General features: G+C 64.2%; 13 protein-coding genes. 5 read left to right on the forward strand and 8 right to left on the reverse strand.

What is annotated here, in order from left to right:
- Nucleotides 1-192 precede the first annotated feature (192 nt).
- Together ACP92_RS23680 and ACP92_RS23685 are read left to right on the forward strand one after the other, a co-directional pair.
- Nucleotides 193-1,620 (forward strand): MFS transporter, encoded by a 1,428-nt coding sequence (locus ACP92_RS23680; protein ID WP_013236654.1) that lies wholly within the window; start codon nt 193-195, stop codon nt 1,618-1,620.
- A gap of 326 nt (nt 1,621-1,946) precedes the next feature.
- Nucleotides 1,947-3,152 carry an HD-GYP domain-containing protein gene (locus tag ACP92_RS23685; RefSeq protein ID WP_013236655.1) on the forward strand — a complete coding sequence of 402 codons (1,206 nt, stop codon included), beginning with the start codon at nt 1,947-1,949 and terminating at the stop codon, nt 3,150-3,152.
- Between the two features lie 95 nt (nt 3,153-3,247).
- Here the strand turns inward: ACP92_RS23685 and ACP92_RS23690 are convergent, their stop codons facing one another.
- A complete protein-coding gene (locus ACP92_RS23690) occupies nt 3,248-3,673 on the reverse strand; it encodes a BLUF domain-containing protein (protein WP_013236656.1) in 426 nt (141 codons plus the stop codon).
- A 2-nt stretch (nt 3,674-3,675) separates the two neighbouring features.
- Entirely contained in the window at nt 3,676-4,419 is a 744-nt protein-coding gene (gene folE, locus ACP92_RS23695; RefSeq protein WP_041312466.1) for a GTP cyclohydrolase I, read from the reverse strand.
- A gap of 304 nt (nt 4,420-4,723) precedes the next feature.
- On the opposite strand from folE, the gene ACP92_RS23700 reads away from it, so the two are divergent.
- Nucleotides 4,724-5,389 (forward strand): flagellar basal body L-ring protein FlgH, encoded by a 666-nt coding sequence (locus ACP92_RS23700; RefSeq protein WP_013236658.1) that lies wholly within the window; start codon nt 4,724-4,726, stop codon nt 5,387-5,389.
- Between the two features lie 92 nt (nt 5,390-5,481).
- Here the strand turns inward: ACP92_RS23700 and ACP92_RS23705 are convergent, their stop codons facing one another.
- Complete coding sequence (locus tag ACP92_RS23705; RefSeq protein ID WP_013236659.1) at nt 5,482-6,057, reverse strand: hypothetical protein; 576 nt, start codon at nt 6,055-6,057, stop codon at nt 5,482-5,484.
- Between the two features lie 214 nt (nt 6,058-6,271).
- Between ACP92_RS23705 and ACP92_RS23710 the strand changes: the two genes are divergently transcribed.
- The gene (locus ACP92_RS23710; RefSeq protein ID WP_013236660.1) at nt 6,272-6,736 is read left to right on the forward strand and encodes a hypothetical protein; all 465 of its coding nucleotides are present in this window, start codon (nt 6,272-6,274) and stop codon (nt 6,734-6,736) included.
- Nucleotides 6,737-6,906: 170 nt separating this feature from the next.
- Nucleotides 6,907-7,233 (forward strand): hypothetical protein, encoded by a 327-nt coding sequence (locus ACP92_RS23715; RefSeq protein ID WP_013236661.1) that lies wholly within the window; start codon nt 6,907-6,909, stop codon nt 7,231-7,233.
- Nucleotides 7,234-7,248: 15 nt separating this feature from the next.
- Here ACP92_RS23715 and ACP92_RS23720 read toward each other — a convergent pair whose 3' ends face one another.
- From ACP92_RS23720 to ACP92_RS23740, 5 genes are all read right to left on the reverse strand, one after another.
- Nucleotides 7,249-8,595, reverse strand: coding sequence for a DUF2863 family protein (locus ACP92_RS23720; protein ID WP_013236662.1), 1,347 nt, complete (start codon nt 8,593-8,595; stop codon nt 7,249-7,251).
- 32 nt (nt 8,596-8,627) lie between these two features.
- Nucleotides 8,628-9,560, reverse strand: a complete 933-nt coding sequence (locus ACP92_RS23725) for a DMT family transporter (RefSeq protein ID WP_013236663.1) — start codon at nt 9,558-9,560, stop codon at nt 8,628-8,630.
- 135 nt (nt 9,561-9,695) lie between these two features.
- Nucleotides 9,696-10,526, reverse strand: a complete 831-nt coding sequence (locus ACP92_RS23730; RefSeq protein WP_013236664.1) for a MetQ/NlpA family ABC transporter substrate-binding protein — start codon at nt 10,524-10,526, stop codon at nt 9,696-9,698.
- Between the two features lie 120 nt (nt 10,527-10,646).
- Nucleotides 10,647-12,026: an LLM class flavin-dependent oxidoreductase gene (locus ACP92_RS23735; protein ID WP_013236665.1), complete on the reverse strand. Its 1,380-nt coding sequence runs from the start codon at nt 12,024-12,026 to the stop codon at nt 10,647-10,649.
- A gap of 15 nt (nt 12,027-12,041) precedes the next feature.
- Nucleotides 12,042-13,307, reverse strand: coding sequence for an SfnB family sulfur acquisition oxidoreductase (locus ACP92_RS23740; protein ID WP_013236666.1), 1,266 nt, complete (start codon nt 13,305-13,307; stop codon nt 12,042-12,044).
- Nucleotides 13,308-13,346: the final 39 nt, after the last annotated feature.

Below are 13,346 nucleotides of genomic sequence, written 5' to 3' on the forward strand. Positions count from 1 at the left end.
AACAGGCCGGCCACGCCGGCGCAAAGCAGCATCATAGCGCAGCCGGCACGCCAGGTGACCGCAGCCAGCATGCGCCGGCGTTCCCCGCTATCATTGTGCGGCAGTCGCGCCTGGTGCGTGACGGCAGACCTTGCCGGCCCGCACGCCGGTGCGCCTTGCTGCGCCTCCCATCAAAAATCCAGAAGAACCGCCATGTCCTCGCAGCCTACCGCCCCCGGCACCGCCGCTCCCAGCCCTCACATAGTCATCGCCGGCGAAGGCCTGCCGCCGGAACAACGCGGCCGCGCCATCCTGGCGCTGGGCATCGCCGTGGGCCTGGCCACGCTCGACACCGCCATCGCCAACACCGCCCTGCCCGCCATGGCGCTGGACCTGCAGACCACCCCGGCGGCCTCGGTATGGATCGTCACCGCCTACCAGCTGGCCATGATGGTGGCCCTGCTGCCCCTGGCGGCGCTGGGCGAGATCATCGGCTATCGCCGCATCTATATCTGGGGACTGGTGCTCTTTACCGCCGCCTCGCTGCTGTGCGCGGTGGCGTGGTCGCTGCCCACGCTGGTGATGGCGCGCTTCCTGCAGGGACTGGGGGGCGCGGGCATCATGAGCGTGAACACGGCGCTGATCCGCTTCATCTACCCGACCCGCTCGCTGGGACGCGGGGTCGGGCTCAATACCCTCATCGTGGCCATCGCCTTCACCGTCGGTCCCTCGGTGGCCTCGGGCATCCTGGCCATTGCGCCGTGGCCGTGGCTGTTCGCGGTCAATGTCCCGCTGGGTGTGCTGGCGGTCGTGCTGGCCGTGCCGTCCTTGCCTCATACCAGCCTGGCCCGGCACGCCTTCGACCTGCGCAGCGCGCTGCTCAATGCGGCGGCCTTCGGGCTGCTGATCCTGGCCATCGGCGAAGGCGCCCACCAGGCCCAGGCCAGCGTGGTCGGACTGGAACTGGCGGCGGCCATCCTGTGCGGACTGTTCCTGCTCAAGCGCGAACTGTCGCATCCTGCCCCCATGCTGCCGGTGGACCTGTTCCGCCATCCCATGTTCTCGCTCTCGGCGGTCACAGCGGTGTGCTCCTTCGCCGCGCAGGGCCTGGCCTTTGTCTCCCTGCCCTTCTTCTTCCATCATGACCTGGGCCGCAGCCAGGTCGAGATCGGCCTGCTGATGACGCCCTGGCCAGTGGCCGTGGCCATCATGGCGCCGATTGCCGGTCGCATGTCGGACCGCTATCCGGTGGGCATGCTCGGTGGCGTCGGGCTGGCCTTGCTGTGCGCGGGCCTGTTGTCGATGACCTTCATGCCAGCCAGCCCCAGCGTATGGGAGATCAGCTGGCGCATGCTGCTCTGTGGCATGGGCTTCGGCTTCTTCCAGTCGCCCAACCTCAAGGCGCTGATGACCAGCGCGCCACCCCATCGCAGCGGCGGCGCGTCCGGCATCGTGGCCACCGCGCGCCTGCTGGGCCAGAGTGTGGGAGCCGCGCTGGTGGCGCTGTGCTTCAACCTGTCGCAGACCCAGGGTTCGCGCCTGGCCCTGGGATTCGGTGCGGCATTCGCCGGCGCCGCCTGCATCGCCAGCTTCCTGCGCCTGCTGACGCGCAACCCCTACGCACCGCCGCCAAAAAAATAATATTTTGCGTTCCTCCACAATCGCAGCCACCCGACGGATTCTCAGGCGGTGGCTGCGTTAGCGCACGCTTGTGCAATATGTCAGTGGCGGCCGCCATTAACTTTCTGCGCGTCAATAGTTAAGAGAAAAACACGAAATATAGTCCCGAAAGTGGCCCCTCAATCAAGCTAAAGGAAAACGCATTCTGATACGATAAAAACAGATAGCTCATCCATGCAGCCCGGATTGGCTGATGCAGCATCTAACATTAACGGCGTGCATTTCATCAAAAGAAATCCAAACGCTTTCAGTACGGCAACCAGCCACGGGTCAAGCCTGAAGTCGATATGTTGAAATCCATCGCCCTGGACCAGCTCAGACTGGGCATGTACATCCATTCCATCCCCGGTGGATGGATCAGCCATCCATTCCGACGCAAGTCCTTCAAGGTCGAGACGCTGGAAGACCTGCAGACCCTGCGCGACTGTCCTATCGACGCCATCACCATCAACACCGCCAAGGGGCGCGACGTCACTCGCGAAGAGCTAGAGGAAGACGACGCGGACCAGGACGCTCCCGCCGCGCCGCCGGCCGATGCGGCCAACCGCAACCCCGCCAGCCGCACCGATACCGCCATCGAACGCGAACGCGCGCAGCGCATCATCTCGTCCTCCAAGTCCACCGTCCTGCACATGTTCTCGGAAGCGCGCATGGGCAAGGCCATCGACGTCAAGGATGCGGCCGAACTGGTCACCGAAATCACGGCCTCGGTCTCGCGCAATGCCGACGCCCTCATCAGCCTGGCGCGCCTGAAGACCACCGACGATTACACCTACCTGCATTCGGTGGCGGTCTGCGCCATGATGATCTCGCTGGCCAACCAGCTGGGCATGACGCCGCAACAGACCAAGCAGGCCGGCATGGCCGGGCTGCTGCACGATGTGGGCAAGATGGCCGTGCCGTTGGACATCCTCAACAAGCCCGCCAAGCTGACCGAGGAAGAATTCGCATCGGTGCGCATGCACACCGTGCAAGGCCACGGCATCCTGCAGCAGATCGAGGGCATTGGCGAGGTCGCCCTGGATGTGTCGTTGCATCATCACGAAAAGATCGACGGCAGCGGCTATCCCTTCAACCTCAAGGCCGACAGCATTTCGATCATGGCCAAGATGGGCGCGGTCTGCGATGTCTATGACGCCATCACCTCCAACCGCCCCTACAAGGCCGGCTGGGACCCGGCCCGTTCGATCCGCCACATGGCCGCCAGCGCCGGGCATTTCGACCCGATCACGATGCAAGCCTTCGTCAAGGCCATCGGCATCTATCCCACCGGCTCCTGCGTGATGCTGCAATCGGGACGGCTGGGCGTGGTGGTGGACCAGCGTCCGGACCAGTTGCTCACGCCGCGCGTGAAGGTGTTCTATTCCACTGCCAACCGCATGCCGCTCGAGAGCGAGATCATCGACCTCGCCCACAGCTCCGACAAGATCACCGCCTATGCCGATCCGGCCAAGTGGGGCATTGGCAACCTGCCCGGCATCGAGTTGCTGTGACAGCGATACAAGAACATCGATAAAAAAACGGCGCCCTCTGGCGCCGTTCTACATGCTTGACTGCAGCCACACCGCAGCATCACTAAAAGTCACGTTCAGTCACGCTGCGCAAACGCTGCCGTCGACGCCAGTTCATTGAGCAAGGCCACGGTGGAACAGGACGACACGTCGTAGGGATTGAGTTCACCCGAGACCGAATACTTCAGCAGCAGCGAGCGGTTGATCTTGTCCAGCCGGATCTTGCCCATGGTCCAGGACGAATACTGGCGCTCGTCGATGGACTCATAGGCCAGCAGGATCACGTCCTGGTGGCGCTCATCGCGCAACAGGCGGCCATAGAGGCGATTGACCTGGTCACGCCCGCCTTCGAGCACCTGCACGAAGATCGTATCGCTGTAGCAAAGCACCCCGGTGATGCCCTGCTGCGGATTGCGCTGGCGCGAGCTGGCCAGGATGCCATCAATGGTCTCATGGGTGATGGCGGCGCAAGCGCGGCTTGCATAGATCAGGCGGACCAGCATGATTAACCTCGTTGACGTTGGGTGATCAAAGCCAGGAATTCACGGCGCAGGTTGGCGTCGCGCAGGAAGGAGCCGCGCATGACGCTGTTGATCATCTTCGAATCCATGTCCTTGACGCCGCGCCAGTGCATGCAGAAGTGATCGGCTTCCATGACGATGGCCAGGCCGTCCGGCTGCAGCTTCTGCATCAGCAGGTCGGCGGCCTGCGAGACCGCTTCTTCCTGGATCTGCGGGCGGCTCATCACCCACTCCAGCAGACGCGCATACTTGGACAGGCCGATCAGGTTGGAATGCTCGTTGGGCATCACCCCCACCCAGACCTTGCCCATGATCGGGCACAGGTGGTGCGAACAGGCGCTGCGCACGGTAATGGGACCGACGATCATCAGCTCGTTGAGGCGCTCGATGTTGGGGAACTCGGTGACCGGGGGAGCCGCCTGGTAGCGGCCCTTGAAGACTTCATTGAGATACATCTTGGCCACGCGCTTGGCGGTGTCCTGGGTGTTGTGGTCACTCTCCACATCGATGACCAGGCTCTCCAGCACCGCAGCCAGCTTGCCCTGCACTTCGGCCTGCAGCTCGGCCAGCTCGCCTTCCTTGATGAAGGCGGAGATGTTGTCATTGGCGTGGAAGCGCACGCCGGCGGCCTTGATGCGCTGGCGGATGCGGGCCGACACCAGCTGCTCATGCACGCTGGGTGCAGCCACATCCTGGATGGCCTGGGCCGGTTTTTTTTCTGTTGCCATGATGGAATGCGGCCGCGCCAAAGACGACCGCCGAGTTAGGGAATGAGCGTCATTATGCCCGGAAACGACGCGCTGTATTGGCAGCAGCAGGAGTCAACCCGAGTCAACCCGGGGTCACTACGCCCGCTTACGGATGCGCCCACTTAACTGTCGTTGATCTTTGTTTTCCGCTCTTTACACGCGGCTAACCGCTGCTTACATGCTTCCCGCCCATCATCCCTGCACACGCAGCCGCGCGGGAGGCCCGCCAGCGGCGTCGCGTCGCGCCAGGCATCCAGCCGGGCCGCCACAGGGGGAAATCGCCATGCTCATCCAAACTCGTCTTGCCGGCGCCTGCACGCTGGCCGCCTTGCTTTCGGCCTGCAACAGTCCAGCGCCGATGGTCATCGGACCGACCAGCGTCAGGCCCGCCTACCAGGTCGCCAACGTTGAAAACAATGGCGCCATCTTCCGCGTCTCCAGCGCCCAGTTGTTCGAAGAACCGACCGCCTACAACGTGGGCGACATCATCAAGATCGATATCTCCGAATCCATCAGCAGCAGCAACAAGGCTGCCACCAACAACAGCCGCGACAGCTCGCTCACGCAAAAGGGCCCGGGCTCGGGTGCGCCGCTGGGCGGGCTGTTTACGCAACTCTACGACGCCAACTACTCGGCCTCGGGCAACAACACCTTCAAGGGATCGGGCGACAGCAGCAATACCAACACCATGAGCGGCACGCTGATGGTCTCCATCGTCGAGGTCCTGCCCAATCGCAACCTGGTGGTGGCCGGCGAAAAGCGCATCGGCGTCAATGGCAACATCAATACGCTGCGCTTCTCGGGGGTGGTGCGTACACGGGATATCCGGGGCGGCATCGTGGCCTCCTCCAACGTTGCCGACGCGCGCCTGGAACAGGTTGGCGGCGGCTCCATCGCCGACGCCAGCACCGATGGCAACTTCTTCCGCCGCCTGCTGACGATCTGGTAAGCCGGATCGGGACGCAGACAGCAAAACGGCAAGCGCGCGCTTGCCGTTTTACATTCTTCTTTCTTTCCTCACGCGTAGTTACGAAATGGGCGCTAGTAACCGCTGAAGGCGCTGCGCTGGTTGTCGGGAAGATTGTCCGCCACGATGGGATTGCCCGGGAAGAGCGCATCGATGAGCGGCGCCAGCTTGTCCCCGGGGGAAGCCCACTTGTCCTGGCCGAATGAACCCAGGCGATACTGCGCCATGCCGAGCACGCGGCCATCGCGGCGCAAGGTCAAGGCGGCGTAGGTGAGATAGGGCGTATAGGCTTCGGTGAAAGCCTTGGTATCCCACTTGACGTAGCCCACATAGGACAGGGTCACCGGGCAGGCCAGCGCCTGCGTACCCGCGTCATAGACACGGCTCTGCACGCCATGTCTGAGCAGCTCGCCCTGCAGCCCCGGCACGAAATCGCTCAGGGCCACTGAGCCATTCCATTCGATGCAGACATCGCGGATCGGGTCCTTGTTCAGGACGATGGGATTCTGTGTGGTGTTGGGCGTCATCGCCTTTACACCGGAAGCCGCCGAGCCGACCAGGCCGACCACGTCCATCAGGGCGTTTCCCGAAGTGACGATGCAGCCGGACAGCGAAGTCGCCAGCAAGGCTGCAGTGATGATGGTGCGCATGATGCTCTCCCCCGAGCAGGACCCGTCTTGTCGAGTCACGGATCACAGGCTGCTCATCATAGCGGCGCGCAATCACGCGTCCGTGCCGTTTTACCTTCATTTACGCTCACGCGCCGAACTCTTTACAGCGTAACTGAACACGTCAGCAATACTGGGCGGCCGATAGCGCTGCTGGCACAATAGGCGCATTCCCCGTTCCCTCAAGGAGACCACCATGCCACGCCGCCATTCCCATTTCTGCTCCCGCTTCCTCGCCCCCTTGCTCGCGGCCCTCGCCCTGGGCGGCGCGCTGCACAGCGCGCAGGCCGACACCCTCAAAACCGAGGCCGAAGTACGCGCCCTGGCCGACAAGGTCATGGCCGAAGCTGGCGCCGGTCGCACCGACGATGCCTATGGCCTGCTGTCGCCCTATTCGCTGGTGGACATCCGCGCCCTGGAAAACGCCCGCACCCAGGCCCGCAGCTCGCGCATGGCCATCGAGGCGCTGGTGGGCAATTCGGTAGGCTATGAATTCATCCGTTCCGAGAAAGTCGGCCAGTCCCTCCTCAAGCTGACCTATATCGAGAAAACCGAACGTCAGGCCATCCCCTGGATGTTCATCTTCTACAAGGCCCCCACCGGCTGGGCGGTAAGCACCTTCAGCAATGGCGCCGATGTGGATGCGCTGTTCGATCACTGAGCGCGGGCACCGGCCAACGCCATTTTTTACAGCCACGGTATTGACGTAAAACCGGGTAAGCACGCTCCCCGGCCCCCCTACCAACAGTTACGCTTGGCTTGCCGCTGTCATGCCACACGGCAACAGTGCCATCCGCGCAGCGGCGTCACGGGTAGAGGGAGGGGGATCTCATGCATACATCGGAAAGCATCGCGCACCTGCGCGTAGGCGCGCTTACGGCCTGCCTGGCCACGGCCGCACTGGCAGGTTGCGCCAGCACCAGCGACATCAAGGTCGGCGAGCAGGACATGTTCATGGTCGCCGCCACCGGGGTCAGCTACACCATGTCCATTCCGGCGCTGACCGCCGCCGCCAAGGAAAAGGCCTACGACTTCTGCGGCAAGCAGAAGATGAAGGCCGACCTGCGCCAACTCATCCGCGGCTGGCAGCCGATGCAGGTGGAACTGTATTTCCGCTGCCAACCCGAAGGCGCCAGCCTGCAGGCGCGGCTGGACTAGGGGTGGGAAGCGCGCTCAGTGCGCAGGAAAATCACGCTCGCGCAAGGCTTGGCCGGAGGCATCGAAGCCATCGGCCAGCCGCACGCCGGCCACGCCCAACGAGGCCAGCGCATCGGCGGCTTCCCACAGCGCATCCTGGCCATCATCCTCCAGCCTCAGCTCACTGCGGGCCAGCATGCCGGCCGTGCCGCGCAACACCACCAGCAGGCGCATCTCGTCGCCCTCTTCCTCGAGCGCGACCACTGCCGTGGCCTGGGCCGGTTCGGCGCCCGCGGCGGCCAGGCCCTGCTCCAGCTCGGAGAGCATCTGCAGGGTGCGGTACTCGGCATTGCCGGTGCGCTTGGCGCCGTGCAGGAGATCCTGGTAGAGGAAGTGCAGCTGGCATTGCGCCTGCGCACCCGTCTTGCCTGTCAGGCATTGCTGCATCAAGGGCGTGATCTGCTGGCTCCACTGGCGGAAGCGCTCGGCGCGCTGCTCGAAGTAGGCGTCGGCAGCGGCTTCATCGGCGGGTACCGCATAGAAGGGATCATCCAGGTCCTTGAGGGCGAAGCCCAGCAGGAAGCGCAGCTCCAGCGCTTCGTCGTCGGCGCTGAAGGTGGTGGCGGGCCAGCCGCGCATGCTGCGTTCGATGGCCGGCACGCTCATGACCTTCTTGTCGGTCAGCGAGGCGAAGGCGTCGCGGTTCATGGCCTCGACCTCGCCAAAGCTGAGGGCATTGATCTCCTCGGGATGATAGAGGTGATGCACCAGCACCACGCGCGCCTTGGGACTTTCCAGCCCGGCCTGCTGCAGGCTCTCGCGCAGGGCGTCGAAGGCCTCGCCATCGGCCAGGGCCTGCTCTTCGCGCAGGCCGCCGCGGGTGCGCACCAGCATGGGAATGAGGAAGGCGTTGATCTCCATTTCCTTCTCGCCGCGGCGCAGGACGACGATGTCGGCGCTCTCCTCCACCACCTCGCGCAGGAAGCCGTGCCCGCGCACGTCGTCATAGCGCAACTGTTCCAGCGCTTCATAGAGGGTGTCATCGTCGCGCTGGCGCAGCGCATGGCGCACCATGCGTTCCAGTTCATCCTGGCCGACGCGGCGACCCTGGCGATCCACGGCGCTGGCGGCCACGGCGGTGGCCAGCGCGACCATCTGCTGCACCCGCAGCTCATCCTCATCCATCGAGGCCGAGGCGGCATGCGCATTGTGCTGACGCCGGCGCGACGCATCGGTGGCGACATGGGTCTTGGGCTTGTCGCGCACCGGGCCCTGCGCTTGCGCACGGGGTGCGGCGGTGGACTTGGGGGCGTTGGGCTTGCCGGTCTTGTTGGGCTTGTTCGCTTTGTTCGGATTGCCGGAGGGGCGCTTGGGTGCGTTCATGATGATGATGTCCTCGCTCAGTTCAGCGGTACTCAGTTCAGTGGTAATTTGTCAGCGGCGGCGCGGCCGGGCAAGGTGGCTAGCAGCATGCCGGCCAATGCGATGGCGAAGGCGCCGGCCTGCAGTGCCGAGAGGCTTTCGCCCAGCGCCAGCACGCCCACCAGCGCCGCCGAGACCGGCAGCATGACGGTGAAGACGCCCGCGCGGGCCGCCGGCACCACCTTCAGCCCGGTCATCCACAGCCAGACCGTCCAGACGCTGGCGGCCAGTCCGTAGAACAGCAGCAGCCACCACATATTGGCCGGCACCGCGCCAAAATCGAAATGCAGGGCGGTGTACACGCCCATGGGCGTCATCAGCAGCAAGCCCCACAGGTTGATGACCGCGCTGATGCGCTTGGGTGTGAGCACAGCGGTGAGCTTCTTGCCGATGACGGCATAGGCGGCCTCGCAGAGGACGGCGCAGAAGACCAGCCCATTGCCCAGCCAGGCATACTGGCCACCGCTGGCCGCTGAAGCGCCATGGCCATCCTTGGCCAGCGACAGCAAGCCGATGCCAACCGCCCCGCAGGCCACCGCGCCCCAGACGCGCAGGCTGATCTTTTCCTTCAGGAAGATCCAGCTCATCACCGCCACCACAGCGGGGATGGCCGACATGATCACGCCCGCCGAGACCGCATTGGTCATCGACACACCGGTGATCATGCACAGGGTAAAGAGGAAATTGCCGAGGAAGGATTCGAGGAAGACCAACCAGCGCGATTGCGTGGACAGTGGCTGTTCCGAAGCGGGCTTCTTCAGCCAGCGCAGCATCGCCACGGCGCCAATGCCAAAGCGCAGCCAGGCCAGCAGGAACACCGGCAGCATCGCCGCCAGCGGCTTGGTCAGCGCCACGTAAGCGCCGACCAGGGACATGCTCAGGATCAGGCAGCCGTAGCCCATGGGGCGGCTGGGGGTGTAGCTCATGTTCGGTTCGGATGTCGTGTCGAGGCCGGCGACATCAGCGACGCTGGCCAGTGAATGGAGCCAGCATTTTACCTGCTCGAACGATTCAAGCCGGAGGCGGCCCGCCATCCTGTGGAAAAGACAAGTCGGCCTGCCTCACCACGCCGCCAAAATCCCTCCCTTGAACTCCGTCTCGATATACCGCTTCACCTCCGGCGACTGGTAAGCCTGCACCAGCTTGCCCAGCCAGGGCTGCGCACGGTCCTTCTCGCGCACGGCGATCAGGCAGGCATAGGGGCTGTCGCCGCTTTCGACGACGAGGCTGTCGCGCGCCGGGTTGAGGCCGGCCTTGGCGGCATAGTCGGCGTTGACGGCGGAGGCGTCGAGATCATCGAGCGTGCGCGGTAATTGCGCAGCATCGATTTCGACGAACTTCCATTTCTTCGGATTCTCGGTGATGTCGATGGGCGTGGCATTGGTGCCGGTCAGCGGATCGATGCCGGCACGCAGCTTGATGAAGCCATGCTTTTGCAACAGCAACAGCACGCGGCTCTCGTTAGCAGGATCATTCGGAATGCCAATCCTGGCCCCCACGGGAACATCCTCCAGCTTGCGGTATTTGCGGGAGTAGATCGCCATCGGGCCGATCATGGTCTTGCCCTCGGCGTAGAGCTTGTAGCCGCGTGTCTTGATCTGCGCATTGAGGAAGGGACGATGCTGGTAGCTGTTGGCGTCGAGCTCGCCTGCGTCCAGCGCCGCATTGGGCTGGATGTAGTCGTTGAACTCGATGATCTTGACCTTGTAGCCCGGATTGTCACGCTCGAACACGCGGCGTGCCTGCTCGAATATCTGGGCATGCGGACCGCTGGTCACGCCCACGCGGATCACCTGATCGGCGGCGGCCTGTGCGTTCAGGACCAGGCTGGCCAGCATCGACACCATCAGCGTGCTGAGGCGACGCAACCATGTTGCTGCGATTGATTTCATCTTTCTTCCCCGGTTGAAAAAAACCCAATGTAGCGAGCGCTCAACCGGTACGGAAGGAATCCTTTCCGCTTTGCTTATGTGCTGCGCGCATGTGTGCGCGCAGCCGCTGGGGATGGTTCCTCAGGCGTGCTCTACTGCCGCCCCGACCCGGAAGCCCGCCCCCACATGCTCCTGCGGCAAGGTCGCACCGCGCTGGAAGAGCTTTTCTCGCAAGGTCCCCTGCGCATACTCACGCTTGTAGGAACCGCGCTCCTGCAACACCGGAATGACCAGCTCGACGAAGTCCTCGAAACTCTCCGGCGTCACCGTGCGGGTCAGGTTGTAGCCATCGATGCCGGTGTCGGCCACCCAGCTCTCCAGCTCGTCGGCCACCCGATCCGGTGCGCCGACGATGCTGGCGTAGCGGCCACCCAGTTCGAGTTGCTGCAAGAGCTTGCGCTTGGTCCAGTTCAGCTCCGGTTGCGTGACCACCTTGGTCAGCGATTCGATGGCGTTGGTCTTGGCGGGACGAATGGGTTCGTCCAGTTCGTACTGCGAGAAGTCGATGCCGGTGCCTGCCGAATAATGCGCCAGGCCGGCTTCGGGACTGGCGTAGCGGGCGTATTCGCGATAACGCTCCTGGGCTTGCTGTTCGGTGCGTCCCGTCACCACGGTGAGGCCCATGAAGATCTTGATCGCATCCGGATCACGTCCCTCGCGCACGGCGCCGTCGCGAATGCTCTGCACCAGCTTGCGGGTGGCGTCCTTGCTCTGGCTGGAGATGAACACGCACTCTGCATGGCGCGCACCAAAGGCTTGCCCGCGTCCGGAAGAGCCAGCCTGGTACAGCACCGGCGTGCGCTGGCGCGACGGTTCACTGAGGTGGATGCCTTCGACGTGGTAGTAGTCACCGTGATGCGCGATCTTGTGCACCTTGGCCGGATCGGCATAGACACGGCGCGCGCGGTCGCGCAGAACGGCGCCGTCTTCCCAGCTGCCCTCCCAAAGCTTGTAGACCACCTCCATGAATTCATCGGCGCGGTCATAGCGCTGGTCGTGTTCCAGCTGTTCATGCAGCCCCATGGCGCGAGCGGCGCTGTCGAGATAGCCGGTGACGATGTTCCAGCCGACACGGCCACGGCTGAGATGGTCCAGCGTGGACATGCGACGCGCAAACAGGAACGGCGCTTCGTAGGTCAGGTTGGCGGTCACCCCGAAGCCCAGGTGCTCGGTCACGGCGGCCATGGCCGGGACCAGCATCAGCGGGTCATTGACGGGCAGCTGGATGGTCTCGCGCAGGGTCAGGTCGGTATTGCCCTGGTAGACATCGTAGACGCCCACGATGTCGGCCAGGAACAATCCATCGAACTTGCCGCGCTCCAGCAGGCGCGCCAGGTCAGTCCAGTAGGCGATATCGGTGTAGTCCTGCGAGCGGTCGCGCGGATGCGTCCACAGGCCGTGGTTGATGTGGCTGACGCAATTCATGTTGAATGCGTTGAGACGGATTTCCTTCTTGGCCATGCGCGCTCCTCAGACTCAGATGGCGCCGTGGCGCGGCGGCTTCTTGCCATTCAGCACGTAGTTGCCGATGGCATGGTATTTCCAGCGCACCGGATCATGCAGCGTATGCGTGCGGGCATTGCGCCAGTGGCGGTCCAGATTGTGTTCGGCCAGGGTCGATTGCGAACCGGCCAGTTCGAACAATTTGCTGCCGGCGGCCAACGACACTTCGGTCGTGAGCACACGCGCCTCGGCTACCGCGATGGAAGCGGCGGCGACACTGTCTTCGTCCGGTGCAGCGGCGGCAGCGTCGACCTTGCGGCCCGCCCGGCGCAGCAGTGCTTCGGCGGCGTGCAGCTGGATGGTCAGGTCGCCCACTTCGCGAATCGTCAGCGGGTCGTCGACGGCGCGCTCCACGCCGCTGTCCACCCAGGCACGCGAGCGGGTGCGCACGAACGTCAGCAGGTCGGCATAGGCGGCACGCGCGATACCGAGGTCGATGGCGGCGTGCTGGATCTGCGCCATCGGTCCGATCTGCGTGGGCCGCGAGAACGCCGTGGCAAACCCGATCACTGCGTCGGCGGGCACATGCACGTTCTCGAACACGGCGCTGCCGCTGCCGGTGGTGCGCTGGCCGAAACCGGACCAGTCGTCGATGATGGTCAGGCCCGGTGCATGGCGCGGCACGATGGCCAGCTGTTGCACGCCGTCGTCATCGATCACCGAGGTCGGCACCCAGTCGGCGTAGAGCGCGCCGGTCGCGTAGAACTTGCGGCCATCGATGCGATAACCGGGACCATGTGCATTGCGGCTGAGCCGGGTCTTGCGGTCGTGCGAGGTCTTGGTGCCGAGTTCGGCCAGGGCGTTGCCGAAGCGGTCGCCTTGCAGCACGCGTTCGAAGAAGAAGCGCTTCTGGGATTCGCTGCCATTGACGCGGATCAGTTCCACCGCATAGAAGTGATTCTGCGGGATCTGGCCGATGGAACCGTCTGCGGCCGAGATGGTGGCGATGACTTCGGCCAGGGTGCCGTAGCTCACCCCGGCTCCGCCATATTCCTTGGGTACGGTGATGCCCCACAGGCCTGAGCGCACGTAGCGTTCCAGCTCGTCCCAGGGGAGCTTGCGTTCGCGGTCGCGCAATGCGGCCTCGCGGCTGAAATCCTCGGCCAGCTTGCGGGCGGCAGCGATGGCTTCGGCGTCATCGCGGATACGCGCTACCAGGCGCGGCGGCGTGCTCGAGGGCGGCGGCGGGAAGGAATCCAGCGTGGTGAGGGAAGCGTGGGCGGCGGCAGTCTGGGTCATGATGTTGGGCGTTCGACGATGAGGGAAGGCGCTGGCCTG

It is taken from the genome of Herbaspirillum seropedicae (assembly GCF_001040945.1).
In the GTDB taxonomy this organism is placed as follows: Bacteria; Pseudomonadota; Gammaproteobacteria; order Burkholderiales; family Burkholderiaceae_D; genus Herbaspirillum; species Herbaspirillum seropedicae.

Coding starts and splice junctions, on each gene's coding strand:
- ACP92_RS23680 (WP_013236654.1), top strand. CDS start 193: ATGTCCTCGCAGCCTACCGCCCCCGGCACCGCCGCTCCCAGCCCTCAC.
- ACP92_RS23685 (WP_013236655.1), top strand. CDS start 1,947: ATGTTGAAATCCATCGCCCTGGACCAGCTCAGACTGGGCATGTACATC.
- ACP92_RS23690 (WP_013236656.1), bottom strand. CDS start 3,673: ATGCTGGTCCGCCTGATCTATGCAAGCCGCGCTTGCGCCGCCATCACC.
- folE (WP_041312466.1), bottom strand. CDS start 4,419: ATGGCAACAGAAAAAAAACCGGCCCAGGCCATCCAGGATGTGGCTGCA.
- ACP92_RS23700 (WP_013236658.1), top strand. CDS start 4,724: ATGCTCATCCAAACTCGTCTTGCCGGCGCCTGCACGCTGGCCGCCTTG.
- ACP92_RS23705 (WP_013236659.1), bottom strand. CDS start 6,057: ATGCGCACCATCATCACTGCAGCCTTGCTGGCGACTTCGCTGTCCGGC.
- ACP92_RS23710 (WP_013236660.1), top strand. CDS start 6,272: ATGCCACGCCGCCATTCCCATTTCTGCTCCCGCTTCCTCGCCCCCTTG.
- ACP92_RS23715 (WP_013236661.1), top strand. CDS start 6,907: ATGCATACATCGGAAAGCATCGCGCACCTGCGCGTAGGCGCGCTTACG.
- ACP92_RS23720 (WP_013236662.1), bottom strand. CDS start 8,595: ATGAACGCACCCAAGCGCCCCTCCGGCAATCCGAACAAAGCGAACAAG.
- ACP92_RS23725 (WP_013236663.1), bottom strand. CDS start 9,560: ATGAGCTACACCCCCAGCCGCCCCATGGGCTACGGCTGCCTGATCCTG.
- ACP92_RS23730 (WP_013236664.1), bottom strand. CDS start 10,526: ATGAAATCAATCGCAGCAACATGGTTGCGTCGCCTCAGCACGCTGATG.
- ACP92_RS23735 (WP_013236665.1), bottom strand. CDS start 12,026: ATGGCCAAGAAGGAAATCCGTCTCAACGCATTCAACATGAATTGCGTC.
- ACP92_RS23740 (WP_013236666.1), bottom strand. CDS start 13,307: ATGACCCAGACTGCCGCCGCCCACGCTTCCCTCACCACGCTGGATTCC.